General features: G+C 69.8%; 23 protein-coding genes. 5 read left to right on the forward strand and 18 right to left on the reverse strand.

Annotation, left to right across the window (positions count from 1 at the left end; all coding sequences use genetic code 11):
• Positions 1-60: 60 nt before the first annotated feature.
• Complete coding sequence (locus VF647_20200) at positions 61-1,203, forward strand: carboxylate-amine ligase (GenBank protein HEX8454413.1); 1,143 nt, start codon at positions 61-63, stop codon at positions 1,201-1,203.
• An 89-nt stretch (positions 1,204-1,292) separates the two neighbouring features.
• Here the strand turns inward: VF647_20200 and VF647_20205 are convergent, their stop codons facing one another.
• Positions 1,293-1,745, reverse strand: coding sequence for an RES family NAD+ phosphorylase (locus VF647_20205; protein HEX8454414.1), 453 nt, complete (start codon positions 1,743-1,745; stop codon positions 1,293-1,295).
• Positions 1,745-2,176: an antitoxin Xre/MbcA/ParS toxin-binding domain-containing protein gene (locus tag VF647_20210; GenBank protein HEX8454415.1), complete on the reverse strand. Its 432-nt coding sequence runs from the start codon at positions 2,174-2,176 to the stop codon at positions 1,745-1,747. The genes VF647_20205 and VF647_20210 overlap by 1 nt, the downstream gene beginning before the upstream one ends.
• Before the next feature lie 233 nt (positions 2,177-2,409).
• On the opposite strand from VF647_20210, the gene VF647_20215 reads away from it, so the two are divergent.
• Positions 2,410-3,192 (forward strand): gamma-glutamyl-gamma-aminobutyrate hydrolase family protein, encoded by a 783-nt coding sequence (locus tag VF647_20215; protein ID HEX8454416.1) that lies wholly within the window; start codon positions 2,410-2,412, stop codon positions 3,190-3,192.
• A gap of 456 nt (positions 3,193-3,648) precedes the next feature.
• Here VF647_20215 and VF647_20220 read toward each other — a convergent pair whose 3' ends face one another.
• The 8 genes from VF647_20220 to VF647_20255 form a co-directional block, all read right to left on the reverse strand.
• The gene (locus tag VF647_20220) at positions 3,649-5,163 is read right to left on the reverse strand and encodes an amino acid permease (GenBank protein ID HEX8454417.1); all 1,515 of its coding nucleotides are present in this window, start codon (positions 5,161-5,163) and stop codon (positions 3,649-3,651) included.
• A 143-nt stretch (positions 5,164-5,306) separates the two neighbouring features.
• Positions 5,307-6,653 carry a cation:dicarboxylase symporter family transporter gene (locus VF647_20225; protein HEX8454418.1) on the reverse strand — a complete coding sequence of 449 codons (1,347 nt, stop codon included), beginning with the start codon at positions 6,651-6,653 and terminating at the stop codon, positions 5,307-5,309.
• A gap of 142 nt (positions 6,654-6,795) precedes the next feature.
• On the reverse strand, positions 6,796-7,206 hold the full coding sequence (locus tag VF647_20230; GenBank protein ID HEX8454419.1) for a biopolymer transporter ExbD: 411 nt from the start codon (positions 7,204-7,206) through the stop codon (positions 6,796-6,798).
• An 86-nt stretch (positions 7,207-7,292) separates the two neighbouring features.
• The gene (locus VF647_20235) at positions 7,293-7,748 is read right to left on the reverse strand and encodes a biopolymer transporter ExbD (protein ID HEX8454420.1); all 456 of its coding nucleotides are present in this window, start codon (positions 7,746-7,748) and stop codon (positions 7,293-7,295) included.
• 12 nt (positions 7,749-7,760) lie between these two features.
• Positions 7,761-8,228 carry a biopolymer transporter ExbD gene (locus VF647_20240; GenBank protein ID HEX8454421.1) on the reverse strand — a complete coding sequence of 156 codons (468 nt, stop codon included), beginning with the start codon at positions 8,226-8,228 and terminating at the stop codon, positions 7,761-7,763.
• Between the two features lie 3 nt (positions 8,229-8,231).
• A complete protein-coding gene (locus tag VF647_20245; GenBank protein ID HEX8454422.1) occupies positions 8,232-8,903 on the reverse strand; it encodes a MotA/TolQ/ExbB proton channel family protein in 672 nt (223 codons plus the stop codon).
• Positions 8,904-9,102: 199 nt separating this feature from the next.
• Positions 9,103-9,873 carry a TonB family protein gene (locus VF647_20250; GenBank protein ID HEX8454423.1) on the reverse strand — a complete coding sequence of 257 codons (771 nt, stop codon included), beginning with the start codon at positions 9,871-9,873 and terminating at the stop codon, positions 9,103-9,105.
• 738 nt (positions 9,874-10,611) lie between these two features.
• Positions 10,612-11,541, reverse strand: a complete 930-nt coding sequence (locus VF647_20255) for an MBL fold metallo-hydrolase (protein ID HEX8454424.1) — start codon at positions 11,539-11,541, stop codon at positions 10,612-10,614.
• Positions 11,542-11,668: 127 nt separating this feature from the next.
• Between VF647_20255 and VF647_20260 the strand changes: the two genes are divergently transcribed.
• Positions 11,669-13,516 (forward strand): stage II sporulation protein M, encoded by a 1,848-nt coding sequence (locus VF647_20260; protein ID HEX8454425.1) that lies wholly within the window; start codon positions 11,669-11,671, stop codon positions 13,514-13,516.
• Positions 13,517-13,829: 313 nt separating this feature from the next.
• Here VF647_20260 and VF647_20265 read toward each other — a convergent pair whose 3' ends face one another.
• The 3 genes from VF647_20265 to VF647_20275 all read right to left on the reverse strand — a co-directional run bounded on the left by VF647_20265 (position 13,830) and on the right by VF647_20275 (position 16,814).
• The gene (locus VF647_20265; GenBank protein ID HEX8454426.1) at positions 13,830-14,930 is read right to left on the reverse strand and encodes an SPFH domain-containing protein; all 1,101 of its coding nucleotides are present in this window, start codon (positions 14,928-14,930) and stop codon (positions 13,830-13,832) included.
• A gap of 214 nt (positions 14,931-15,144) precedes the next feature.
• Positions 15,145-16,440, reverse strand: a complete 1,296-nt coding sequence (locus VF647_20270) for a M56 family metallopeptidase (GenBank protein ID HEX8454427.1) — start codon at positions 16,438-16,440, stop codon at positions 15,145-15,147.
• Positions 16,437-16,814 (reverse strand): BlaI/MecI/CopY family transcriptional regulator, encoded by a 378-nt coding sequence (locus tag VF647_20275; GenBank protein ID HEX8454428.1) that lies wholly within the window; start codon positions 16,812-16,814, stop codon positions 16,437-16,439. Before VF647_20275 ends, VF647_20270 begins: the two co-directional genes overlap by 4 nt.
• A gap of 158 nt (positions 16,815-16,972) precedes the next feature.
• Between VF647_20275 and VF647_20280 the strand changes: the two genes are divergently transcribed.
• On the forward strand, positions 16,973-17,848 hold the full coding sequence (locus VF647_20280) for a DUF72 domain-containing protein (protein HEX8454429.1): 876 nt from the start codon (positions 16,973-16,975) through the stop codon (positions 17,846-17,848).
• A 141-nt stretch (positions 17,849-17,989) separates the two neighbouring features.
• Here VF647_20280 and VF647_20285 read toward each other — a convergent pair whose 3' ends face one another.
• Positions 17,990-18,283, reverse strand: coding sequence for a hypothetical protein (locus VF647_20285; GenBank protein ID HEX8454430.1), 294 nt, complete (start codon positions 18,281-18,283; stop codon positions 17,990-17,992).
• Positions 18,284-18,660: 377 nt separating this feature from the next.
• Complete coding sequence (locus tag VF647_20290) at positions 18,661-20,424, reverse strand: acyl-CoA dehydrogenase family protein (protein ID HEX8454431.1); 1,764 nt, start codon at positions 20,422-20,424, stop codon at positions 18,661-18,663.
• Between the two features lie 160 nt (positions 20,425-20,584).
• Between VF647_20290 and VF647_20295 the strand changes: the two genes are divergently transcribed.
• On the forward strand, positions 20,585-20,983 hold the full coding sequence (locus VF647_20295) for a response regulator (protein HEX8454432.1): 399 nt from the start codon (positions 20,585-20,587) through the stop codon (positions 20,981-20,983).
• A 210-nt stretch (positions 20,984-21,193) separates the two neighbouring features.
• Here VF647_20295 and VF647_20300 read toward each other — a convergent pair whose 3' ends face one another.
• The 3 genes from VF647_20300 to VF647_20310 form a co-directional block, all read right to left on the reverse strand.
• Positions 21,194-22,933, reverse strand: coding sequence for a PQQ-dependent dehydrogenase, methanol/ethanol family (locus VF647_20300; GenBank protein HEX8454433.1), 1,740 nt, complete (start codon positions 22,931-22,933; stop codon positions 21,194-21,196).
• Between the two features lie 10 nt (positions 22,934-22,943).
• A complete protein-coding gene (locus VF647_20305; GenBank protein HEX8454434.1) occupies positions 22,944-23,510 on the reverse strand; it encodes an MSMEG_3727 family PQQ-associated protein in 567 nt (188 codons plus the stop codon).
• 238 nt (positions 23,511-23,748) lie between these two features.
• On the reverse strand, positions 23,749-24,138 hold the full coding sequence (locus tag VF647_20310) for a hypothetical protein (protein HEX8454435.1): 390 nt from the start codon (positions 24,136-24,138) through the stop codon (positions 23,749-23,751).
• Positions 24,139-24,169 lie beyond the last annotated feature (31 nt).

Genomic DNA, 24,169 nt, shown 5'->3' on the forward strand with positions numbered 1-24,169 from the left:
TTCCTTCTGTATCCGTTCGCAGCCGAGCCGTAACCGCGCAACCCACGAAGGAGCGCACCGATGAAGCCGCCCTCGCTCACCGTCGGCATCGAAGAAGAGTACCAGATCATCGACCCCGAGACCCGGGAGCTGCGGTCGTACATCACCGAGATCCTGGACCACGACCACCTGATCCTCGGCGAGATCAAGCCGGAGCTGCACCAGTCGATCGTGGAGGTGGGCACCACCATCTGCCAGACGCCCGCGCAGGCGCGCATCGAGCTGCGGCGGCTGCGCGGAATGGTGATGGACCTCGCCGACCGCAAGGACCTCAAGGTGGTGGCGGCGGGAACGCACCCCTTCTCCAGCTGGATGACGCAGGAGATCACCCCGCTGGAGCGCTACCTGGGGGTGAAGCAGGACATGGCGGACCTCGCGCAGCAGCTCCTGATCTTCGGCACGCACGTGCACATCGGCATCGAAGACCGGGAGTTCATGATCGACGCCATGAACGTGGCCCGCTACTTCGTCCCCCACATCCTCTGCCTCACCAGCAGCTCGCCCTTCTGGATGGGGCGGAACACGGGGCTCAAGTCGTACCGCAGCGTCATCTTCCGCAACTTCCCGCGCACCGGCATTCCGCGGGTGATGCGCGACTGGGCGGACTTCCAGTACCTCACCGAGAACCTGGTGAAGACGCGCTGCATTCCGGACGGCTCCAAGATCTACTGGGACCTGCGCCCGCACCACGCGTACCCCACGCTGGAGTTCCGCTTCCTGGACGTGTGCACGCGCGTGGAGGAGGCCGTCTGCGTCGCCGCCATCCTGCAGGCGATCATCGCCAAGGTGTACAAGCTGCGGCGCGACAACATGACCTTCCGCGTGTACCCGGGCGACCTGATCGAGGAGAACAAGTGGCGCGCGGTGCGCTACGGCCTCGAGGGGCAGCTCGTTGACCTGGGCAAGCAGGAGGAGCTCCCGGCGCGCGCGCTGATCCGCGAGATCCTGGAGTGGTTCATCGACGACGTGGTGGACGACCTGGGGAGCCGCGCGGAGGTGGAGTACGCCTTCCGCATCCTAGAGGAGGGCTCCAGCGCCGACCGCCAGCTGGCCGTCTTCGAGCGCACAGGCAGCCTGCGCGCGGTCGTCGACCACCTCATCGCCGAGACCGAGGAAGGCGTCCGCGGCCCCACCGTGGCCCACGCCCACGCGGCGCAGGCGTAGACGGGCCACCGCTTGGCCTCACGCGGAGGCGCAGAGGCGCGGGGAGAGTCCCTCAGGCTCTCTCCGCGTCTCGCTTTTGGCCATCCAGTTTATCGCTTCAGACGAGGGTCGTACGTGAACGGACGCGACCCCACGACTTGCACCCGCGCCGCGTCGGGATGTGCCGGGTTGATCAGGTAGTTGGGTTCTTCAGGGATCATTACGGAGGGCACCACCAGAACCAGCGCGTCCGCGGAGCGCGCCCATGCATCGCCCTGCCGCTGGCAGCCGGCATGGCGTGGGGCCTGCCAGTCGCGATCCAGATCGTCCGGCGTGACGGCACGTGAGCGAGCATCATCCGGGAGTTGTACCTCGAAAAGCTCCAGGTCCTCAGGCTCGGTTCCAGGGCTCACATAGGCCAGCAGCTCGAGGGCCGCGAGGGCACGGGAGCCCGCGGTGTACACGATGGGAGTACCCGGAGAGTTCCAGCGGCCGCCCTCGCGCCGGGCGCCCTCTCCATCGAGCACACGATGGACACGGCGCGCGAGCCTCCAGACTCGCATCAGGCGAAGATCCCGTGTGCAAGCCGGAGCAGAGTCTCCTCCACGAGCCGCGCCCCTTCACCGCTTGCCAACAGCTCGACAGGGACCGCGCCCACCAGCGCGCGATTCGGAGCGCGCAGCCAGCGGGCGGCGCGCTCCGGCTCACCGATGGTTTCGTTCGCGAGCGTGGTGATCCTCGCCACCCGAGCGAGCCGCACCGACTCCTCGGGATTCAGACGGCCTGACACCATCCGCTCGGCTGCGTTGCCGTTCCGGAAGACCAGCCGCTCAACCTCATCGGCACAGAGTGCGCTCTGCCGGATCACCGCGGCGACCGCACCCGACGGAAGACCGTCGCGGACCGCCTCGACCAGGTCTCGGTCCGACCGGATGACGCGCCCCACGAACACCTGCCCCCCGCCCAGCATCTCCGCGACGTCGTAGGTAGTCATCGTCGTTCCGGCTTTAGATGGTTCCCCGCAGGCGGCCAGTCCGCCGACAGAAAAGGATGGTGACAGAAAAAGGCAAGCACAACCCCTGCAAACACTTACGTTCGAGCGGTGGCGCGTTCGTTGTGGATGCGTGCCGATTCCGCTACCTTGCATCATCCCAATCCGAACGGCCCTGATCTTGCCACCTGCCGGGTCATTCTTCCGGAATCGAAACTCGTAGAAGGCAGTTTTCCATGCAGCAACGTCCCGTAATCGGCATTCCAACGCAGAACCTGCAGGCCATAGACCGCATCCCCGAAGACCTGCCGGCGTCGTGGGTGATGAACCAGCGCTACTTCATCGCGTGCACCGCCGTGGGCGCGGTGCCGTGGATGGTGCCGCTCCTCGACGAGGACATGGACACCATCCGCGCCATCTACGACCACCTGGACGGGATCTTTCTGGCCGGCGGGGTGGACATGGACCCGGCCTCGTACGGCGACGAGCGCACCGAGTACTGCGGCCGCACGGACGGCGCGCGCGACACGGTGGAGCTCGCCTTCGCCCGCTGGGCCCTGGAGGACGGCAAGCCCGTCTTCGGCGTGTGCCGCGGGATGCAGGTGCTGAACGTGGCGGCCGGCGGCACGCTGGTGCAGGACTGCGCCGCGCAGTGGGAGAAGTCGATCAAGCACGACTACTTCCCCGGCGCCGGCTGGGCGCGCGACCACCTGGCGCACGACATCGCGGTGGCCCCCGGCTCGCGCCTCTTCCGTGCGTTCGGCGGTGACACGGTGCAGGTGAACTCGATGCACCACCAGGGGATCCGCCGCATGGGCGCGGGGCTCAAGCCGACCGCCACCGCCCCCGACGGCCTGGTGGAAGCGCTGGAGGCGGAGGACGAGTCGCACTTCCTGGTGGGCGTGCAGTGGCACCCCGAGATGCTGATCGACACCGACCCCGGCACCCGGCGCCTCTTCGAGGACTTTATCGAAGCCTCCCTCCAGTACCGCGACAGCCGCGCCGCCGTCCTGGTCTGACGCCGCGGTTGGTCGATGAAAAGCGGGCTCGCACTCGGATCGTTCGGGTGCGGGCCCGCTTCTGTTTTACGCAGAATGCCGGGGGCGAAGCCGCCGGGGGCTAAAGCCCCCGGCTGGAACCACGCGAAGGCGGCTGAAGCCGGCTTGAGAACGCGGGCATCGGACCCAGGGTCCGCGAAGGCGGACTTCGCGTGTTTCCAGCGGCCTTCATTCGCTCCTGGACCGCGAGCATTCACGCATGGACAGGGCACGGGCAGCCACGCGGGGCGGCCCCTACGGGATGATCTGTGCGGATCGCGGCCATGGGCGTAGCGCACGCATCCACGCAAACGCCCCTCCCCCGCAGTTGGGGGAGGGGCCGCGAGGAACGAGCGGGGGAGGGGGCCCTGCTCCCCCTCCCCCCCGGCAGTTTGGGGGGAGGGGGATGCGTCGCGGAGCGACGCTGGGGGTGGGGCCCTACCGCAGCCTGCTGTGCCGGATGCCGTACAGGAAGTAGATCACCAGGCCGGCGGCGAGCCACAGGGCGAAGCGGAGCCAGGTGAGCGCCGGCAGCTGGTACATCAGGAAGCCGCACGACAGGATCGCCGCGGGCGCGACGAACCAGATCGCCGGCGTGCGGAAGGGGCGCACCCGCTCCGGCTCGCGCACGCGCAGCACCATCACCCCGATCGCCACCAGCACGAAGGCGAAGAGCGTGCCGATGTTGGTGAGCTCGATCACCTCGTTGATGTTGGCGAAGGCCGCAAAGAACGCCACGAACGCGCCCGTCACTATGGTTGTGACGTGCGGCGTGCTGTACTTCTTGTGGAGGCGCGCCGCGATCGGCGGCAGCAGCCCGTCGCGCGCCATCGAGTAGAAGATGCGCGGCTGGCCCAGCTGGAACACCAGGAGCACGGAGGCCATCGACACGATCGCGCCGAACGAGATCACCCCTGCCGCCCAGTCGTACCCGCGCGCGCTGAACGCGCTGGCCAGCGGGTCCGCGTTGCCGTGCTCGCGCCAGGGCACCAGCCCCGTCATCACCAGCGTCACCACGATGTAGATGATGGAGGTGACCGCCAGCGAAATCATCATGGCCCGCGGCATGTCGCGCTGCGGGTTCTTGGCTTCCTCAGCCGCGGTGGAGACCGCGTCGAAGCCGATGTAGGCGAAGAAGATGAGCGACGCGCCGGTGAACACGCCGTTCCACCCGTTCGGCATGAAAGGGGTCCAGTTCTCCGGGCGCACCCAGAAGGCGCCCATCACGATGAAGAAGCCTAGAATCACCAGCTTCAGCACCACCATCACCGTGTTCGCCCACGCGCTCTCGCGGATGCCGATCACCAGGATCCAGGTGATGAGCGCCACGATCAGCACGGCGGGGAGGTTGAAGATGATGGGGAAGCCCAGGAAGTGCGGCGCCGACTCCCACACCCGCGCCGCGTCGATCGTCCCCTGAACGGTGGTCGACGGGTCCGCCTGCAGCGCGTGGAATGCGAGGCGGGCGGTGCGCGGATCGGTGCCCAGCCAGCCCGGAATCGAGATCCCGAAGCCGCTGAGGAACGTCTGGAAGTAGGCGGACCACGACACGGCGACCGCGATGTTCCCCACGGCGTACTCGATGATCAGGTCCCATCCGATGATCCACGCCACCAGCTCGCCCAGCGTGGCGTACGCGTAGGTGTACGCGCTCCCCGCCTGCGGCACCACGGAGGTGAACTCCGCGTAGCAGAGCGCCGCGAAACCGCAGGCGATCGCCACCAGGATGTACGAATAAACCAGGGCCGGCCCGGCGCCCACGTGGTGGGGCCCGCCGGAGATGGCCGTGCCCGCGCCGGAGAAGATCCCGGCGCCGATGATGGCCCCGATCCCGAGCGAGGTGAGCTGCCACAACCCCAGCGACCGGCGCAGCCCCGGCTCGACGTCGATCTGCGGGTCCACGTGCTCGGAGCGGAGCTCCGAGATCGGTTTCCTGCGGAAGATCTGCTGCATGGCTGGGCGGGCGGGAGGGGGTCAGGCGCCGGGTGGACCGCGACGCCGCAATCGCGCGAAAGTAGGGGCGGTGTGGCGCTTCCGCAACGCCCCTAAAGGAAGGCGGCCCGCCGCGTCGCTCGCGGCGGGCCGCCCGGGGTGCGTCAGGAGTGCGTGTGCCCCAGGCCGGCTACCGCCCGCTCCTCCTCGGCCACCAGCTCCACGTCGGCGCGCTCGGGGAGGCCGGCGGGGACTCCGGGGGTGAACTCGCCCTCCCACCGCGCCATCACGCAGGTGGCCAGGCAGTTGCCGATCAGGTTCACCGTGGTGCGCGCCATGTCCATCAGCTCGTCAACGGCCAGGATCACGGTGATGGCGGCCAGCGGGAGGTTGAAGGCCGCCAGCGTGCCGGAAAGGATCACCAGCGACGCGCGCGGCACCGCGGCGACGCCCTTGCTGGTGAGCATCAGCGTTCCCATCATCGCCAGCTGCGTTCCTATGGACAGCTCCACGCCGGATGCCTGCGCCACGAACACCGACGCCAGCGCCAGGTAGAGCGTGGTGCCGTCCAGGTTGAACGAATAGCCGGTGGGCATCACGAACGACACGATGCGCCGCGGCACCCCGAACGCCTCCATCCGCTGCATGGCCAGCGGCAGCGCCGCGTCCGACGAGGTGGTGGAGAAGGCGATGACGGCCGGCTCGCGCACCTGCCGCAGGAAGGGGAGGATGGGGATGCGGGCGATGAGCGCCACCGGGAGGAGCGCCACCAGCACGAAGACGATGAGCGCGGCCCACAGGGTGGCCACCAGCTTGATGAGCGGAAGGAGCACGGAAAGCCCGCTGTGCGCCACCGTCACCGCCAGCGCCGCGCCCACGCCGATGGGCACGAAGCGCATGATGATCCCCACCAGCTTGAACATCGTCTCCGCCAGCCCCTCGCAGAAGCCGAGGAGCGCCTCCTTGGGCCGCCCCTTCACCTGCGTGAGCGCCACGGCGAAGAGGATGGAGAAGAAGACGATCTGCAGGACGTTGTTGTGCGCCAGCGAGTCGATGAAGCTGGTGGGGACGATCTCGCGCACGTGGTCCGCGAAACCCTTGGGCTGCGCCAGCGCGGGGGGCCCGCCCGCCCGCTCCGCCGCCTGGATGGCCGCCGTGAGCCGCGGGTTGTCGCCGGGGCGCACCACGTTCACCGCCAGCAGCCCCACGAAGAGCGCCACCGTGGTGACCACCTCGAAGTAGAGGATGGACCGGAACGCCAGCCGCCCCACCTTTTTGAGGTCGTCGCCATGCCCCGCGATCCCCATCACCAGCGTGGCGAAGAGGATCGGCCCGATGATCATCTTGATGCCGCGCACGAACAGGTCCGAGAGCAGCTTCAGGTCACTCGCCGACCACCCGCCGTGGATGGCGCGCTTGCTGTCCGGAAACACCCAGCCCAGGGTGATGCCGACGAGCATCCCGATGAAGATGTAGTGCGTCAGGGTGAGCCGGCGTCGCTGCGTCTCCATCGAGAACGTCTGGATTCAGGGCGGGTGTGTGGGCGCGCGTCGGCGCCGCGTCGGTCTGCCGGGAAACTATACCGCCTGAAACAACCCGCCGCCACTCCGGCAGCTTCCGGTGTGGCGGCGGGGCAAACGGCGGGGCTCGCGGTTACGGATGCTCGGCGCGCGGCATGAGCCCGACCACCTCCACGCCGGCCGCGCGGCTGATGTCCACCGCACGCACCACGTCCGCGTAGGCGACCTGCTCGCCGCCCTTGACGAAGAGCACCTTGCGCGGGCGCGGCGCGAACACCCGCTCCAGGGTGGACTCCAGCGCGCCCGCGGCCACGGGCTGCTGGTTCAGCAGGTACGACCCGCCCGGCGCCACCTCGAGCACGATCTGGTCGGGCGCGTTGACCGGCTGGTCGGACTTGGGGGGCGGAACCTGGACGCGGACGCCGCGCTGCAAGCTCTGCTGCACCACCATGAAGATGATGAGAAGGACTAGGAGCACGTCGATCATCGGCGTCATGTTGATCGCCGAGACGTGGCCGCCGCGCTTGCCTGTGGTCATGGCCATGGAGCACCTCCGCGGGAAGGGAAAGGGGCGGAGACGGAACCGGCCGCGCTGGGCGGCCGGTCCGGGAGAAGCTGTCTGTCCGTTCTTTACTGCCCCGGCGCCGGGGTCACCGTGGCGGGTCCCACCACCGGGCGGGGCACCAGCCCCACGACCGTGACGCCTGCGGCGCGTGAAGCGTCCACCGCGCGGATCACGTCCTTGTAGGTGAGCTCTTCCTCGCCCTTGACGAAGATCACCTTGCGGTTGCGCTGCGCAAAGATCTCGCGCAGCCGCCCCTCCAGCGCCGCGACTTCGACCGGCTGCTGGTTGATGGCGAAGACGGGGCCCGGCTTCACCTCCAGCACGATCTGCTGGTCGTCAGGCGGCTGCTGCGCCACCTGGTTCTGGTCCGGCGGAGGAGGAATCTGCACCGACACGCCGCGCTGAAGGCTCTCCTGCACCACCATGAAGATGATGAGGAGCACCAGCAGCACGTCGATCATCGGCGTCATGTTGATGTCCGACTGCGGACCGCCCTTGGAACCGCCTACTCCCATTCCCATGCTTGACCGTCCTTACTTGGAGACGGGAGCGCCCTTGGGCATCTCCGTGATCGCGCCGATCCGCCGCACACCCGCGTTGCTGGCCGCGGTGATGGCGGTGAGCGTGCGCGAGTACTTGGAGTTGTCGTGCGCCTTCAGGTACAGGACGTGGTCGTCCGGGCGCTTGGCGTACGCCTCGCGGAGGCGCGTCTCCAGCTGGGGGTCGGCCACGAACTTGTCGTCGACGTAGTACTTCCCGTCCTTGTCGATCCCCAGCGTGACCCGCTCCTCCTTTTCCGGCGCCGCCGTCTTCGCCTTGGGGAGCTTGGCGTCGAAGGCGAGCGCGGGGGTGATCACCATGAAGATGATCAGGAGCACCAGCATCACGTCGATCATCGGCGTGACGTTGATGTCGGCCGTCACGTCCGAGCCGCCGCCCGTTACCGTCGGGACGGCCGACCCGCCGAAAGCGGCATTGCCGCCCAGCCTGGTTCCAGCCATGACTCAGTCTCCGTACGCGGGGGCGTTGCGCGCGGTGGTGATCCCCAGCTCGCGCTTGGCCTGGCGGGTCATCATCCAGTCGATCATCTCACGGCCGGCGTAGGCGAGCTCCGAGAAGAGCGTGTCCAGCTTGGCGGTGAAGTAGTTGTACAGCCACACCGCCGGGATGGCGGCGATCAGGCCGATGGCCGTGGCGATCAGCGCCTCGGCGATACCGGACGACACGGCCTCGAGGCCGCCGCCCTGCGACGCCATGCCCATGAAGGCGTTCACGATGCCCAGCGTGGTGCCGAGCAGCCCCACGAACGGCGCGGTGGCGCCGATGGTGGCCAGCAGGCCCAGCCCGCTCTTCAGGTCGTTGGCCAGCAGGATCTGCTCGCGCTCCACCGACCGCTCGGCCGAGTTGATGGCGGCGCCTGCGGCGCGTGGGTCGTCCAGCAGCGGGGCCACTTCACGGAGCGACTCGCCGAGCACGCGGGCCACGTGCGAGTTGGGGTACTGGTCGGCCGTGGCGAGCGCCTCGGCGATGTTGTCCTGCTCAAGCGCCTGCGAGAAGGCCGGCGCGAATGCCCGCGTGGCCGCGGACATCTTGCGGAAGCGGAGCCACTTGGCCACGGCCACCGAGAGCGACAGCACGCTCATGAGCAGGAGCAGGATCACGATGGCCCGGTTCAACCATCCGGTATCCGCCCAGATCTCAGCAATCGAGAATGACATTGGCTTGGCTTCTCCTCGCGCGGGACGCGCTTCGACAAGAGTGTTTCCGGTTGACTTCAGTTCGCGGCCCCGCCCGCGGCGCGCCGCACTTCCTCCGGCCCTGCCGCGGCCGCCCCCGTGGGAGCGGCCGCTTCCTTCTACCCGGCCCCGCCGCGGCTCAGGACTGCGGCTGGAAGGTGATGGGGATCTGCACCAGCACCTTCACGGGACGGTCGTTCACCTTGGCCGGGCGGAAGCGCATGCGCTCCACCACCTTCTTGGCCGCCTCGGAGAACTGCTCGTTGTCGCTGGACACGACCTCGATGGTCGTGGGGTCCACGCGGCCGTCCTCGTTCACGCGGAAGCTGAGCATCACCGTGCCGCCCACGCCCGCGTCGCGAAGCAGCGGCGGATAGTTCCGCTCCAGCGCGCGCGCCACGTCGCTGCCGTTGGAGAGCGCGGGCTTCACCTCCACCGAGGAGATGTCGTACACGCCCTGGTCGGGCGGCGTCTCGCGCTCCACGGTGCTCTGCGCCACGCCCTTGTCGACGCCGTCCTTCACGCCGCCGGCCTTCCCCTCGCCGCTGAAGTCCTCGACCTTGACCGCCTGCTGGTTGGGGTCCACGGCCGGGATGTCCTTGGGCGGCTCCATGGGGGGCTGGAGCTCCTGGAAGCCCTTCACCACCGGGGGAGCGGCCTTCTCCGGCTCCGGCGGGGGCGGCTCGGGCTCCTTCGGCTTCTCCTCCTCGGGCTTCGGCTCCTCCTTCTTCTCCTCGACCTCCACGTAGTCGACGAGCTCCTCGGCCTTCTTGGCGGTGGGGTCGTACCCCCGGTTGGCCGCCATCGCGCCGGCCACCAGCAGCCCGTGCAGGACGACCGAGGCTGCGATGGTCTTGGCGGTCCAGAAGCTCTTCTTCGCGCCGCCGGATGCGACCAGCTTGTTGAACATTCCGTCCCTCCGTGTGGATCGCGGTGGCGCCGCCCGCCGGCGCCGAGGACCTTGGCGGCCCTGTTTGTCTTCCTGAACGAACGGTCGCTCGGATTTCTGACCGGCTCCGTAGCGAACGTTAGATCGAAACTCCGCCTCGTGCCAAACGGGAAGGGCACTCGGCGGAGGCCGGGGTGTTCAGGCGGTGCTGACGCTAGATACAGGCTGTGTTCAGGTTTCCGAAAGGTGCACGGCGTCTCCACCGCTGTCAAGCACGCACCCCCGGTTGTTTCCCGCTTCCGGCCCGCTCCGGTCCAGCACTCTCCCCCGCCCCGCATTTTCAATCCGGTGAATGCATAAAAATACATTCACCCGCCGCACTCGTCTACCCGCCCCGCCGTTCGCCGTTCCGCGGATCGCGCAGTGGCGGAAAGGGTTACGGTCCGCCGCGGGCGCGTGGGCGCGGAAGGAGCGCCGATCCCCCGCAGCGGCAAGATACACGCATCGGCCCGTTTGACAACCACCCCGTTCGGCCGCGCGCGGCACCCGCCCCGTTTCCGCCGTCGCGAGATGGGCGTGGAGCGCTGCGCATCGCCCCAGGCCGCCGCTTCTCTCGCCCGACGGCTCTTTTACGGCAAAGACCGGGCCCCTTCCGGCCCATGCCCCCGCCATTCTCTCGCCTGTACCGCAATCGCGTCGGAGCTCGGCCCGCTCGCAGAACAAGCTCCGCGACCCTTCGAACCCGTGCCTCCAACGCACTCACGCACTTACCTCGTGCCAGCGCACCAGCCCCGCCGCCATCATCTGCGAGGGCACCGCGGCCTCGTAGGCGCGGGCCAGCTCCTCGCTTCCGGTGGCGGCGACGACTTCGGCGTGGGCCTTGTGGCGGAGCGCCTCGGTGAGCGACGCGAGATCTCCTCCCGCGTCCAGCTCGCGGCGGGACCAGGCATCCCAGTCCACGAGGCGCGCCTCCAGGTCGTCCAGGTGCCACGCCACATCTCCCGTCCCGCCAAAATGCGCGGGGAGGATGAGGCTCGCGCGCACCTCCCGCATCCGCGTGATGCTGCGGCGCCAGGCGGGGACGTCGATGTCCGGCGGCGGGGTGGGCGGGCGCACGTACGGTGTGCCGTCCAGCCGGATACCCCCCGCGTCGCCGCTGAAGAGGAGGCCGGCATCGGGGTCGTGGTAGGCGTGGTGGTGTACGGCGTGGCCCGGCGTGTCCAGCGCGCGCAGCGTACGCCGCCCCACGCGCACCTCGTCGCCGTCGTGCAGCACGGTCATGCGCGGTTCGGGCACAGGTAACATCATCCCCCAGAGCACTTCCATGCGGTCGCCGTAGATGCGCGCGGCGCTGGTCAGGAGGCGCGAGGGGTCGGCGAGGTGTCGGGCTCCACGGGGGTGCACGTAGAGGCGGGCGCGCGGCGCCACGCGCATGAGCTCGCCCGCCGCACCCGCGTGGTCCAGATGCACGTGCGTGAGCAGGAGGTGCGTGATCGCCGCCGGATCGTGCCCGGCCGCGCGCACGCCTTCGAGGAGCGCAGGCAGCGTGCTCCCCGGCCCGCAATCCACCACCGCCAGATCTCCGCCGTCGGACACCAGATACGACGCGACCTGCTTCGCCATCCCCATCCAGCGCAGGTCCACCCGCACCACCCCCGGCGCCTCCGTGTGCAGCACCTCTTCATCCATCCACGCTCTCCCTTTTGGTGTGTCATCGCCGCTGAACCTACTTCGGCGCCGCGGGACTCGCACGAGGAGGCGCGCTCCGGTACATTCGAGGGAACCGCCGGATCATCCCCTCCGCACCAGCATCTCCATGTCCACCAGCACCGTGCAGCGCCTCCACGACCGCCAGGTGGACGTCGAGACGCCGGAGCACGTCGCCATCGGCTACCAGCTGGCCGACCTCGGGTCGCGCTTCACCGCCCTGCTCATCGACCGGCTCATCCTGCTGCTGGCCCAGATCGGGGTGTTCCTGGCCGTGTACCTGATCTGGAAGTCGGCGGGCGGCAAGGGGAGCCTGTTCTCCGGAGTGGGGCTCGCGATCGCCATCGCCGCGTACTTCGTGCTCCAGTGGGGCTACTTCATCCTGTACGAAGGGTTGCGCGACGGCCAGACGCCGGGGAAGCGGTGGATGGGGCTCCGCGTGGTGCAGGACGGCGGCTATCCCGTGACGCTGGAAGGGGCCGCCGTGCGCAACCTGATGCGCCTCATCGACGTGCAGCCGATCCCCTCGTGCATCGTGGGCGGGCTGGCGATGACGCTCCACCCCCAGACCAAGCGCCTCGGCGACATGGCGGCGGGGACGGTGGTGGTGCGCGACCGCGGCCAGCACATCCCCGAGGAAGCGGCGCCGGCCGCCGCCGTGCACGGATCACCGCGCCTCTCGGACAAGGAGTTCGCCGCGCTCTCGATGTTCGTGGAGCGGCGCCGCGACCTGGACCCGGCGGTGCGCGGGCAGCTCGCCCGCACGCTGGTCGCGCGCCTGGCGCGCCCGCTGGCGGAGGACCCACGCCGCACCCTCCTCGCGGCCGAGGACTTCCTGATCGCCGCCCGCGAGGACGAGGGGGCGCGGCGCCACGCGGCCGGCGCGGGGGGAATCGCGGGCTCGGCGCAGGCCACGGCCCTGGTGCGCCGCCAGCGGCCGGAGTGGGACGAGTACGCCCGCCTGCTGGAGGGCGCGCAAAAGGATGGCCTGCGCAAGCTGGACGAGGCCACGGTGTCGCGCTTCGCATCGCTGTACCGCGGTGTGGCGGCGGACCTGGCGCGCGCCCGCACCTACGGCGGCTCGCCCGAGCTGCTCTATGCGCTGGAGCGCAGCGTGGGCGCGGGGCACAACCTCCTCTACCGCGCCCCGTCGCGCTCGTGGCAGCGGTTCCGCGGGTGGGTCCTGTCCGGCTTCCCCGCCCTGGTGCGCCGCCTGTGGAAGCCGATCGTGCTGGCCTCCATCCTATTCTACCTCCCCAGCGTCCTGTCCTATGCCTACGTGCGCGGCGACCCCGCCCGCGGCCGCGAGCTGGTAGGCGCCGAGATGATGGCGCGCGCCGAGGAGGCCGCGGCCAAGGAGGCGCGCGGCGAGGGCTACGTGGAGGTGCCCGAAGTGATGATGCCGGCGATGGCGAGCGGGCTCGTCTCCAACAACGTGCAGGTGACCTTTCTGGCGTTCGCGGGCGGGCTGCTGGCGGGGTTGGGGACGGTCTGGGTGATGATCTTCAACGGGGTGAGCCTGGGCTCGGTGGCCGCCGTCTTCGCCAACCACGGCCAGAGCCTGCACCTGTGGACATTCGTCCTGCCGCACGGCGTCGTGGAGCTGACGGCCATCTGCATCGCCGGCGGCGCGGGGCTGTGGCTGGGCTCCGCGCTGGTGCTCCCCGGACGCATGACGCGGCGCGAGGCGCTGGTGGTGCGCGGGCGCGAAGCCGTCTCGCTCATCTGCGGCACCGCCCTCCTGCTGCTGGTGGCGGGCCTGATCGAGGGCTTCATCTCCCCCTCCCGCCTCCCCCGCGAGTTCAAGCTCGGCTTCGCGGCGCTGGTGGCGACGGTGCTCTTCACGTACCTGGGCGGCGCGGGGCGGGCCCTCACCCCCGGCTCGTTACACTCGCCTGCCCCCTCTCCCGATAACAGGAGAGGGCTGCGCCCTCCGTTATCGAGAGAGGGGGCGTAAATCGTTGCGACGTGGGCAGATGCGGTACGGGCGCGATTCCATCGCGCCCGTGTTCGACGCCGCTCCGACACCCGCGCCAACGAACGAATACCGGTAGGGGCAGACCTGCGTGTCTGCCCTCGCCTGCCCCGCCTCGAACGGTGCGGTCTGCACCGCGATCATCGTAGGGGCCGCCCCACGTGGCTGCCCGTGCCCTCCCGCGCACCGTAGTCCGCACCCGGAACCAACCTACGCGCACAGCCCCTCCCCCAGGCGGTTTTGGGGGAGGGGCCGCGAGGACCGAGCGGGGGAGGGGGCCCGCCGGCCCCACCCCCTACGGCAGCGGCGGCGGCGAGGCGGCGAAGAGGGCGGCCAGCTCCGGGACCTGGGCGGCGGGGGTCCAGGAGGGCATCCCCTGCATCCAGACGAGGCTTTCGCGCGTCAGGGTGCCGGCGGCGGCCTGCTGGCGGAGCGCGTCCATGCCGTGCGGCCCCGTCTGCGCGCCGCTCACGGCCACGAAGTAGGCGGTCTGCGCCGGGAGCGGCGGCGGGGCACCCGCGGGAGCGCCGGCAGGGGCGCCGCCCATCGAGTTCGCCATGCGGTTGGCCATGGCGAAGCCCATCCCCATCCCCATCCCCTCCGCCGCGCCGCCGCCGGGAGTGCCGGCCGCCTTCTCGATGGCCTGCGCCGTCTGGAACTGCGTGTAGGCGTTTAGGTCGCCCAGCACCCCCATGCTGGTGCGCTTGTCGAGCATCTTCTCCACCTCTTCGGGGAGCGAGATGTTCTCCACCAGCAGCTTGGTGAGCTCCAGCCCGTAGGCCGCGAACTCGGGCTGCATGCGCGCGATCAGCCGGTCGCCGATCTCGTCGTAGTTGGAGGCCAGGTCCAGCGCCGGGATCTTGGCCTCGCCCAGCGCGTCCGTGAAGCGCGAGGTCACCATGTCGCGAAGCTGGTCCGCGATCTCGTCCACCGTGAAGTGGCCGTTGGTGCCCACGATCTCGGCGATCAGCTTGCCGGGCTCGGTCACCTTGATGGAGTACGAGCCGAACGCGCGCAGACGCACGGGGCCGAAGTCGGCGTCGCGCATCATCACCGGGTTCTTTGTGCCCCACTTGCGGTTGGTGATCTGCCGCGTGGTGACGAAGTACACCTCCGCCTTGAAAGGCGAGTCGAAGCCGTACTTCCACCCGCGCAGCGTGGAGAGGATGGGGAGGTTCTCCGTCTTCAGCTCGTAGCGGCCGGGGGCGAAGATGTCGGCGATCTGGCCCTGGTCCACGAACACCGCGGCCTGGCCGGGGCGGACGATGAGCTGCGCGCCGTTCTTGATCTCGTTGTCGTGGCGGACGAAGCGATGGACCAGCGTGTCGCTGCTGTCGTCCAGCCATTCGACGATGTCGATCAGCTCGCTCTTGATGAAGTCCTTCCAGAAGGCCATGGGAGGGCGCTCCGTTCCAGTGTGTCGGGAAATGCGGCAGGCCCTTCTATCTACACGCGCGGACGGCGCCTCCGCAACCCGTCCGTGCGGCGCGGAGATACGGCGCGGGAGGCGCGCGGGTTTCCGGCGCGGGTCCGCATGGGCCCACGACGCACGCGAGGCCAGGGGAGGAGGAGCCGTCCCCTGGCCTCGTGCGCACTCGCCGGAAGCCGGCTCAGCCCGGGTAATCCTCGGGACGGCCGACGGCGAAGGAAAACTCCCGGTTCGCGCCCGCGCGCCGCACCCGCAGCTCGTAGCGCGCGCCGGGAGCCCGGTCGGGAAAGAGATTCTTCTCCCTGCCGTCGCGCCCGTTCGCCGAAAGGATCGTGTCGCCCACCTGCAGCCCGGACGCCGCCGCCGGGGAGCCGGCGAGCAGCCTGCTCACCACCGGGTGATGGGGGGCACGCGGAGGGAGCCGCCGTCCGTTGCCGATGAGGAGGCCCTTCATGTCGTAGCTGTACACGAGACCGAACCGCTTCGACGGGCCGGAGCCCACCGACACGACCTCGGGCGTGGCGCCGTCCCACGCCGGGCGCGTGGCCAACGTGGGGACCGCGGCCGTACCCGCGCCCGCCGCGTCGCACGCGGCCACGCCGGCGCAGAGCGCGCCCAGGCCTAGGAGCACCGAAGAAAGCACGCGATGAGAGCCCCGCTGGATCGTCATGGCGATCAACCTCCGTTCGAGGTGTGAGCTACGCTCGCCCCAGGCGGGTGCGAGAACGGACCGCGGGGGAGCGCCCCCCGCCGCGCGAAGCAGGGCCGCGCCGTACGTCCGGCGGCTTCCGCCCGCCGCCAGCACGCGGGTGTCGCAGTCGATCTCCACGGCCAGGCGGAGCCGCCGGTGCTGCCACCAGAGCGCGGCGCTCCACGGCATCGCCGCCACCGCCAGGGCGCTGGCCAGGAGGAGCCAGGCATCGCGGGAGGCAAGGTGCTCCCGCTCGTGCCGCACGATCAGGGCGCGCTCCTCCGCGGGCACGGCGAGCACCCACGCGGGGAGCACCACGGCGGGCCGGCGGAAGCCCAGCACGGCCGGGCCGAAGCCGCTGGAGAGGAGCACGGGGAAGCCATCCACCTCGGCCGGCGTGCAGCCCGCGCGCACCCGCCGCAGCCGTGCGCGCGCCCTCGCCAGCGCCCCGAGCATCGCCAGCGACGCCGCGGCCCAGGCGAGCGCGGGCAGGCGCCCGGAGCCGGGAGGAGCGCGCGTGGGCGAATCCGCCGGGGCGCGGGGCTCTCCGGGGGACCAGCCGGTGATTCGCGCTTCCAACGCGGTGGCGCCGTGGTGAATGGGGAGCGAAGGGAGCGCCCCCGGAGCCCAGAGCGCCACGAGCGGGAGCGCCAGCGTGGCCGCCATCGCCGCCGCCCAGACCCACCGCCGCGCCACCCCCATCCACCCCGCCACCCTCTCCGCGGCAAAGGCGGCGAGCGAGAGGAGCACCCCCGCGGCCAGCGCGCGCACGATCCACATCGTCATTCGTCCTCCCCGGCCAGGCGGCGGTCCAAGAGGTCGCGCATCCGCTGGAGCTCGTGCGTGGGGAGGTCGCGCTCGCTCACCAGCCGGGCGAGCATCATGGAGGCGGAGCCGTGGAACACCTTGTCCACGATCCGCCCCAGCGCGCTCCCTCCCGCGTCGTCGGGCTCGATGGCGGGATGGTACCGGTACGCGCGGCCTTCCTTCTCGTGCCGCACGAAGCCCTTCTCCTCCAGCGTCTGAAGCACCCACAGCACGCTGGTGTACGCCAGCGGATCGGAGAGCCGCTCGCGCACCTCCGTCACGGTGCCGGACCCCTCGCGCCAGAGGATGCTCATCACGTCCAGCTCGCGGTGCGTCAGTCTTGCCTCCACCATCGTACGGCCTCCTCGCTACGGGACTACCCGTAGTCTAGAACACGGCGCCCCTCTTGTCAACGGGTTTCCCCGTATTGGAGAATCGCGGGCGTTGCTGGCATGGGAGTTGACCCCTGTAGGACCGCTGCCGCAACCCACCCGCCACCGGTGACACGCACATGATCCGCTACGGACCCGCGGGGTGGTCGTACAAGGATTGGGCGGGGATCGTGTACCCGGCGAAGAAGCCGCGCGGCTTCGACGAGCTCCAGTACATCGCGGAGTACTTCTCCACGGTGGAGATCAACTCCACCTTCTACCGCCCGGCCACGGAGAAGACGGCGCGGAGCTGGGTGGCGCGGGTGGAGCACCGGCCGGACTTCCGCTTCACGGCCAAGCTCTACCAGCGCTTCACCCACCAGCGCAAGAGCGCGTGGACGGCGGACGAGGTGCGCGAGGTGCGCGCCGGGATGGACCCTATCCTGGAATCCGGGCGCATGGGTGCGCTCCTCCTCCAGTTCCCCTGGTCGTTCCGCCGCACGGACGAGAACCGGGAGTGGCTGGACGACGTGGCGACCACCTTCAAGGACTTCCCGCTGGTGCTGGAGGTGCGGCACGAGAGCTGGAACACCCCCGCGTTCTTTGCGGCGCTGGCGGACCGGGGGATCGGCTTCGTGAACATCGACCAGCCGCTCTTCGGAGACTCCATCGCCCCGAGCGCCCACGCCACCTCGCGCGTGGGGTACGTGCGGGTTCACGGGCGGAACTATCAGGACTGGTTTCGCGACAAGGCCGAGCCGCACGAGCGCTACGACTACCTCTACCCCGCCCGCGAGCTGGAGCCGTGGGCCGGTCGCGTGGCCGAGATCGCCGAGCAGCCCGCCGCCGAGGACGTCTACGTGGTGACCAACAACCACTTCCGCGGCAAGGCCGTCACCAACGCGCTGATGCTGCAGTCGATGGTGGAGGGGAAGAAGGTGCCCGCGCCCGCCGGCCTCTTTCCGGAGTACGGCGAGGTGCTGGAGCCCTATGCGGAGCCGGGCGAGGATGGCTGATACCGGCGGTTGAAACCGCTGCAACGACCGCGGGAAACCTGCCTTCGCAGGTTGCACGCATGGATTGGAGCCGACTACGAATTGGTAAGCGCCACCGGGAGGGTTTTCCGGTGGCGCTTTCGCTACCCGCGCAGGCTCGCGTCAGTGCGCTCCGAACTTCCGATCCAGCCGTCGCCACTCGATCTGCGCCCACAGCCAGCCGCCCACGGGCCACAATAAGAGGGCGCCCAGGGTGCTGAGGAGGAACTCGCGGGAGCTGAGGTAGCCCCATCGCGGGCCGTCGTCCTGCATGAACACCGGCACAACCAGGAACAGCGTTGACCACATGAAGAATCCAAGGCGCAGTGCGAACCACTTCAGTCCGTATTGCACGACGAAGTTGGACTTCCCTGCGGCACGGACGCAGTCCCACTCACGACGATTCCAGATCAGCATTTAATTGCCTGCAGGTTCGATGGCTTGCCGCCGGCTTACAGCAGATGCGCCAATAGTGCTGCGGCCGGTCCAGATAGCACATTAGGCGCCTTTAGGTGGTGCGTCAAGGAAGTCGAGCCGTGTGGGCTGTGTGTCGCTTCTGCTGAGGCCAAAGGCGCGGCGCGTGAGTGCCGGGGCCGCATCGCCGGGGGCTGAAGCCCCCGGCTGGAACGACGGGAAGACGGCTGAAGCCGTCTCGTGCGCTGCCGATGAATCGCGCCCCTACGGGATCTGTGCGGCGCGCAGGAGTCCGCCCCCTCTCTCGATGACAGGAGGGCGGAGCCCTCTCCTGTTATCGGGAGAGGGGGCAGCGAGGAACGAGCGGGGGTGAGGGCCCCTCACCCGATCACATCCGCCGCCACCGTGCGCAGCAGGGCGTCGCGGCCGTCTGTGAGGGCCTCGCGGGCGGTGCGGAAGCGCAGGCCCGAGCGCTGGCACGCCAGGTCGCACAGGCGCAGGAGACGCGCGACGCCCTCCGCGTCCAGCCGCTCGCGGGTGCTGGTGAGCGGGGGCGCTTCGGCGGCGCCGGCGGCGTGCGCCTCCAGCAGCGCCTGCGTGCGCGAGAGGACGGCGGCGCGCACGTACAGCTCGATCCCCATGTCCGCGATGCGCGTGACCACGAACTGCCGGTCGACGATCTCGCGACCGTGGCGGCGGATCATCCGCTCGGTGGCAACGCGCAGGTCGCGGGTGTGGTCCACCAGGTAGTCGAAGTGGCGGCGAAGCGAGGGGTGCACCTCGCGCGCGATTTCCGGCTCGCCGCCGCCGAGAGCAAGCTTCACCCGCTCGGTGGCGAATTCGCTGAGGAGGCCGAACTGCTTCACCGGCTCGCGCAGCGCCTTGCCGATCGCCTTGAGGTACTCCCCCGGCTCCTGCATTCCGCTCAGGCCCACGAAGAGGCGCAGGATCTCGTTGGTTCCCTCGAAGATGCGGGTGATGCGCGCGTCGCGGTACATGCGCTCGTAGGGGTACGGCTTCACGAAGCCGCGCCCGCCGGTGATCTGCACCAGCTCGTCCACGGCGCGGTCCAGGGCGTCGCTGTTCCACACCTTGGCGGCCGCCGATTCCAGCGCGTAGTCCACGTCGCCGCGGTCGGCGAGGCCGGTGGTGAGAAAGGCCACGCTCTCGGCCGAGTAGGCGTCGGCGGCGATGGCGGCGAGCTTCCCCTGGATCAGCTCGTACTCGGCGATGGCCTTGCCGAACTGGCGGCGCTCCTTTGCGAACTCGGTGGCCATGCGCAGGCACTGCTTGATCCCGCCCGCCGCGCCCGCGCTCAGCCCCTGGCGGCCGGAGTTGAGGATGCGCATCGCCAGCTTGAACCCGTCGCCCACCTCGCCCAGGACGTTCTCCACCGGCACGTGCACGTCGCGGAAGTGGAGCTCGGTCTGGTTGGAGCCGCGCGCACCCATCTTGCGCAGCACCTTGCCCCGCTCGTAGCCAGGCATGTCCGGGCGCAGGATGAAGGCGGTCACGCGATCCACCGTCTTCCCGTTCCTCTCCACCGGCGTCTGCGCGAAGGCGACGATCACCTCGCTGAACGACCCGTTGCCGATCCAGATCTTGTCGCCGTTCAGCACCCAGTGCCTGCCGTCGTCCGACAGGACCGCGCGGGTGCGGATGCCGTTGGCGTCGCTCCCCGCCTCCGGCTCGGTGAGCGCGAAGGAGGCGAACCATTCCCCCGTCGCAGCTTTCGGCAGGTAGAGGCGCTTCTGCTCGTCCGTCCCCGCGAGCTGGATCCCCTTGATGCCGATCGAAAGGTGCACGCCCAGCACGATGGCGAGCCCCACGTCGTAGCCGGTGACGAACTCGAAGACGCGGCAGTACGCGCTCTGCGACAGCCCCATCCCACCGTACTCCGTGGGGAGCGAGATGCCGAAGAGGCCGATACGCTTGAGCCCCTCCATCACCTCGGCGGGGATCTGCTCGTTCTCGTCGATCCATTCGCGGTCGAGGTTGGCGTCCAGGTACGCGCGCAGCTCGTCGAGGAAGGCGGTGACCCGCCGGTCCTCGTCGTCGGTGATGCGGGGGTAGGGGAAGAGGATCGATTCGTCGATCGTTCCGGTGAAGAGCTGCCGGGTGAGCGAGGGCATTGCATCGGGCATCAGCGTCCTTCCGTGCGATGGATTCCAGCCGGGTCGGGGTTGAGTGTATCAGGCGCCGCCGCTCGGGGGAATGGACGCCGCTCTACGCCCGCTTCTTGCGTAAGCTCCGGGCGCACCCCCCTACGACCTGAAGCTACGCGCTCTCCCCCTTGATGTGACCATGGCATTACCGACCATTCTCCTGGTTGAGGACAACCCGGACAACCGCGCCATCTACGGCACGATCCTGCGCCACTTCGGCTACCAGGTGGCCGAGGCGGAGACGGGCGAGGACGGCATCCGCGTGGCGCGCGAGATCGGCCCTTCGCTGATCCTGATGGACGTGGCGATGCCGGGGATGGACGGCTGGGAGGCGACCCGCATCCTCAAGAGCGACCCGGCGACCGCATCGATCCCCGTGATCGCCCTGACCGCCCACGCCATGTCCGAGGACCGCAAGCGCGCCGAAGAGGTCGGCTGCGACGGCTACCTGAGCAAGCCCGTGGAGCCCCGCCGCGTGGTGCAGGAGGTGGAGCGGCTGCTGGCTGCCTCGGCATCGGCATCGAGCCCGGGCGAGTAAACTCGCGGCAACAAAAGCACAAAGTCCGCCTTCGCGGACTCGTGGTCGAATGCCCGTTTGCACGAGCCCACTTCAGTGGGCTTCGCGTGGTTCCAGCCGGGGGCTTCAGCCCCCGGTGATCCGGCGCCGGTGCCCGCCCCCGCAACCCGCGAAGGCGGGTTTCCCGCGTTTGTTGCAGCGGTTTCAACCGCCGGAGCCCGCCTCACCCCCTCACGGCAGCGCGAACACGAACAGCGCGCTCCCCCGCGGCGCGCCGTACATCTCCGGCGCGTAACCCTCCAGCCAGCCGCCCCATCCTGTGGGGACGGCGATGTACTGCTTGCCGCGCACGCTGTAGGTGACCGGGTTGCTGTGGATACCGTTGCCCGTCTGGTAGCTCCACACCAGGGCGCCGGTGCGCGCGTCCCAGGCGTTGAAGCGGCCGTTGGGCTCGCCCGTGAACACCAGCCCGCCCGCCGTGCTCAGCATCGACGCCACCATGGGATGCTCGCCGCGCCACGACCACACCTCGCGGCCGTTGACGTCGATCGCCTTCACGTACCCCGTCTGCTCGTAGCTGCGCACGTCCGCCTCGCCGCCGAGGTAGTACATGCTCTCGCGGAAGTGGACGGGGCCGCGCTTGAAGCGGGCGCACACGTCGATCACGGGGACGTAGAAGAGCCCAGTCTGGGGGCTGTACGAGGCGTGCGGCCACTCCTTCGCCCCCGCCGGCCCAGGGCAGATCTCCGTGCCCTCGGGCGTGGGGATCAGGCGCGGGGTGACGCGTCCCGTGGTGCCGTCGATGGTGCCCCAGGTGGCGCGGGCAAAGGGTGCGGCGCGCACGAGCTGGCCGTTGGTGCGGTCCAGGACGAAGAAGTAGCCGTTGCGGTCGAAGTGCCCCAGCAGCCGCCGCCCGCCCTGCTCGAAGAGGATGTTCTCGTTGACGCCGTCGTAGTCCCACACGTCGTGCGGCGTCCACTGGTAGTGCCAGCGCAGGGCGCCATCGTCCGGATCGATGGCGACGACCGAGCTGGTGTACAGGTTGTTGCCGGGACGCGGGCCGCCGTCGAACACCGGGCCCGGGTTGCCCGTGCCCCAGTAGAGGAGGTCGAGCTCGGGATCGTAGGTGCCGGTGACCCATGCCGTGCCGCCGCCGCGCGCCCACGCCTCCGCCGGCCACGACTCCGAGCCCGGCTCGCCTGGCTTCGGGACGTTGTACCGGCGCCACACGCGGTTGCCGGTGGCCTGGTCAAAGGCGTCGATGTGGCCGCGCACCCCGTACTCCGCGCCCGAGCTCCCCACGACCACCAGGTTCTTGACGACGAGCGGCGCCAGCGTCGCGCTCTCCCCCGCCCGAACGTCGGCGAACGCCTTCTGCCAGACGAGGCGGCCGCTGGTGGCATCGAGCGCCACCAGGTAGCCGTTGGTGGTTGCGTAGTAGACGCGCCCGCCGGCCACCGCCACGCCGCGGTTCACGTTGCCGCAGCAGAGGGGCACGTCGAGCGGGATCTCGTGCTTGTACTGCCAGAGCAGCTCGCCCGTGGCCGCGTCCAGCGCCCACACGTAGCCGTCGTAGCCGGAGATGAACATCACGCCGTCCACCACGATGGGCGCCGCCTCCCACGAGTAGGTGGCGGGGGTGGCCATCAGCCCGACCGGCGCGAACTGGAAGTTCCAGGCGGGGCGCAGGCCACGCACGTTGGAGGTGTTGATCTGGTCGAGGCTGCTGAAGCGCTGGCCGTCGTACGCGCCGTAGTACGTGAGCCAGTTCTGCGGCTCGGCGCGCGCGCGGCGGATGCGCTCGCCGTCCACTCCCTGCGTGACGGGTGGGGCCGAGCCGCGCATCGCCTCGTTGAAGGCCGTCATCGGCTTGCTGGTCTCCGTCACCGGCCAGTTGGGCGGCCTGCTGGCGCACGCGGCGGCGGCGGCGAGGGCGAGGAGCGCGGAGGCGCGTCGGAGGGTTCGGATCATGGTTCTCGCCTCAGTGCCGGGGCTGCCGGGGACGATCCAGCTTCGCTTCCGCGGGGACTTCGCCGCTCACCATGATCAGCCCCAGCATGCCGCGCGGCGCGTGGTTGGCCACGGGGCACCCGAACCAGTAGAGCCCCGGCTGGTCCAGCCGGATGCGCGCGCGCCCGTGCGAGCCCACGGGCAGGAAGAGCGCGTGGCGGTTTCCCGCGTTGGGGAGGAAGGCGGCGTGGTACGAGAAGGGGTCCTCGTTGTAGAAGTCCAGCTCCAGCTCGCCCCCGCGCGGCATCACCACGATGGCGGGGTACCAGATGTACTCGCCCTTGGGCACGCGCACGGTGGCGCGCATCACCCCGTCGCTCCCCACCTTTGCGCGGTCCAGCCCCCCATGCGCAAAGAGCCGCGCGACGGTCTCCTCGTTGGGGTCGTCCACCCGCGGAAGCTCGTTGACCAGCCGCACCACGCGCGGGTTGAGCTGCTTCAGCACGCTGGGCCTCAGCAGCTTGACGTACTCGCAGGACGAGAGGGCCGCAGCCGCCAGCAGGGGCAGCAGCGCGCGGTGAAGGCGTTTGCGCGGCATGGCGCGGCCTCGCGGTGCGCAGGATGGGATACGACGCAGCGCCGGAGCGCCCGTCCATTTTGGACCTTAATCGACGCGCATTTCACGTGCCGCAACATCAGGCGAGTTTGCCGCAGGTCCCAGCATTTTGCCGGCGCTGTAGCGCCCCCCACTAACCTCGCCGCCCCCGCCACCAAAACCCGTAGGGCGCAGCCCCGCGTGGCTGCCCGTGCCCCGCCACGCGCCGAACCCCGCCTCCTCAATCCACCGCGACCGCGATGTTGGACTGGATGTTCCAGCGGATGGTGCTCGCGCCGCTGAAGCTGAAGGGGTTGGAGAGGATGTCGCGTCCGCCATTGGGTCGGGCGAGCAGGCGGTACTGCCCGCCAACCATCGGGCCGCGGTACTGGAGGGACGCGTTCCGGTTGGGCGCCACGCTGCCGAGGAGCTGCCGCGTGCCGCTCACCCCGACCACGTACACGGTGAGGTCGCCCGACAGCGTGCCAGTGTTCTCGATCTCGATCGTCACTCCGCGCTGGCGTTCGCCCGCCGCGCCCGACTGCCCGCCGCCCGAGGTGCTGGCACACGCGCCCGCCACAACGATCATCGCGAAGGCCAGCAGGAAGCGGGGATCAAGGTACTTCTTCATCGTGCCCTCCTCGAAGCGGATGTGGATCGGT

It is taken from the genome of Longimicrobium sp. (genome assembly GCA_036387335.1).
Classification (GTDB): domain Bacteria; phylum Gemmatimonadota; class Gemmatimonadetes; order Longimicrobiales; family Longimicrobiaceae; genus Longimicrobium.

Bases quoted from the DNA above. Each gene is read 5' to 3' on its own strand.
- VF647_20235 (HEX8454420.1), bottom strand. From the start codon at position 7,748: ATGGGAATGGGAGTAGGCGGTTCCAAGGGCGGTCCGCAGTCGGACATC.
- VF647_20270 (HEX8454427.1), bottom strand. From the start codon at position 16,440: ATGACGATGTGGATCGTGCGCGCGCTGGCCGCGGGGGTGCTCCTCTCG.
- VF647_20250 (HEX8454423.1), bottom strand. From the start codon at position 9,873: ATGTTCAACAAGCTGGTCGCATCCGGCGGCGCGAAGAAGAGCTTCTGG.
- VF647_20240 (HEX8454421.1), bottom strand. From the start codon at position 8,228: ATGGCTGGAACCAGGCTGGGCGGCAATGCCGCTTTCGGCGGGTCGGCC.
- VF647_20275 (HEX8454428.1), bottom strand. From the start codon at position 16,814: ATGGTGGAGGCAAGACTGACGCACCGCGAGCTGGACGTGATGAGCATC.
- VF647_20225 (HEX8454418.1), bottom strand. From the start codon at position 6,653: ATGGAGACGCAGCGACGCCGGCTCACCCTGACGCACTACATCTTCATC.
- VF647_20265 (HEX8454426.1), bottom strand. From the start codon at position 14,930: ATGGCCTTCTGGAAGGACTTCATCAAGAGCGAGCTGATCGACATCGTC.
- VF647_20285 (HEX8454430.1), bottom strand. From the start codon at position 18,283: ATGCTGATCTGGAATCGTCGTGAGTGGGACTGCGTCCGTGCCGCAGGG.
- VF647_20200 (HEX8454413.1), top strand. From the start codon at position 61: ATGAAGCCGCCCTCGCTCACCGTCGGCATCGAAGAAGAGTACCAGATC.
- VF647_20260 (HEX8454425.1), top strand. From the start codon at position 11,669: ATGTCCACCAGCACCGTGCAGCGCCTCCACGACCGCCAGGTGGACGTC.
- VF647_20255 (HEX8454424.1), bottom strand. From the start codon at position 11,541: ATGGATGAAGAGGTGCTGCACACGGAGGCGCCGGGGGTGGTGCGGGTG.
- VF647_20290 (HEX8454431.1), bottom strand. From the start codon at position 20,424: ATGCCCGATGCAATGCCCTCGCTCACCCGGCAGCTCTTCACCGGAACG.
- VF647_20205 (HEX8454414.1), bottom strand. From the start codon at position 1,745: ATGCGAGTCTGGAGGCTCGCGCGCCGTGTCCATCGTGTGCTCGATGGA.
- VF647_20280 (HEX8454429.1), top strand. From the start codon at position 16,973: ATGATCCGCTACGGACCCGCGGGGTGGTCGTACAAGGATTGGGCGGGG.
- VF647_20305 (HEX8454434.1), bottom strand. From the start codon at position 23,510: ATGCCGCGCAAACGCCTTCACCGCGCGCTGCTGCCCCTGCTGGCGGCT.
- VF647_20300 (HEX8454433.1), bottom strand. From the start codon at position 22,933: ATGATCCGAACCCTCCGACGCGCCTCCGCGCTCCTCGCCCTCGCCGCC.
- VF647_20210 (HEX8454415.1), bottom strand. From the start codon at position 2,176: ATGACTACCTACGACGTCGCGGAGATGCTGGGCGGGGGGCAGGTGTTC.
- VF647_20215 (HEX8454416.1), top strand. From the start codon at position 2,410: ATGCAGCAACGTCCCGTAATCGGCATTCCAACGCAGAACCTGCAGGCC.
- VF647_20295 (HEX8454432.1), top strand. From the start codon at position 20,585: ATGGCATTACCGACCATTCTCCTGGTTGAGGACAACCCGGACAACCGC.
- VF647_20230 (HEX8454419.1), bottom strand. From the start codon at position 7,206: ATGGCCATGACCACAGGCAAGCGCGGCGGCCACGTCTCGGCGATCAAC.
- VF647_20310 (HEX8454435.1), bottom strand. From the start codon at position 24,138: ATGAAGAAGTACCTTGATCCCCGCTTCCTGCTGGCCTTCGCGATGATC.
- VF647_20220 (HEX8454417.1), bottom strand. From the start codon at position 5,163: ATGCAGCAGATCTTCCGCAGGAAACCGATCTCGGAGCTCCGCTCCGAG.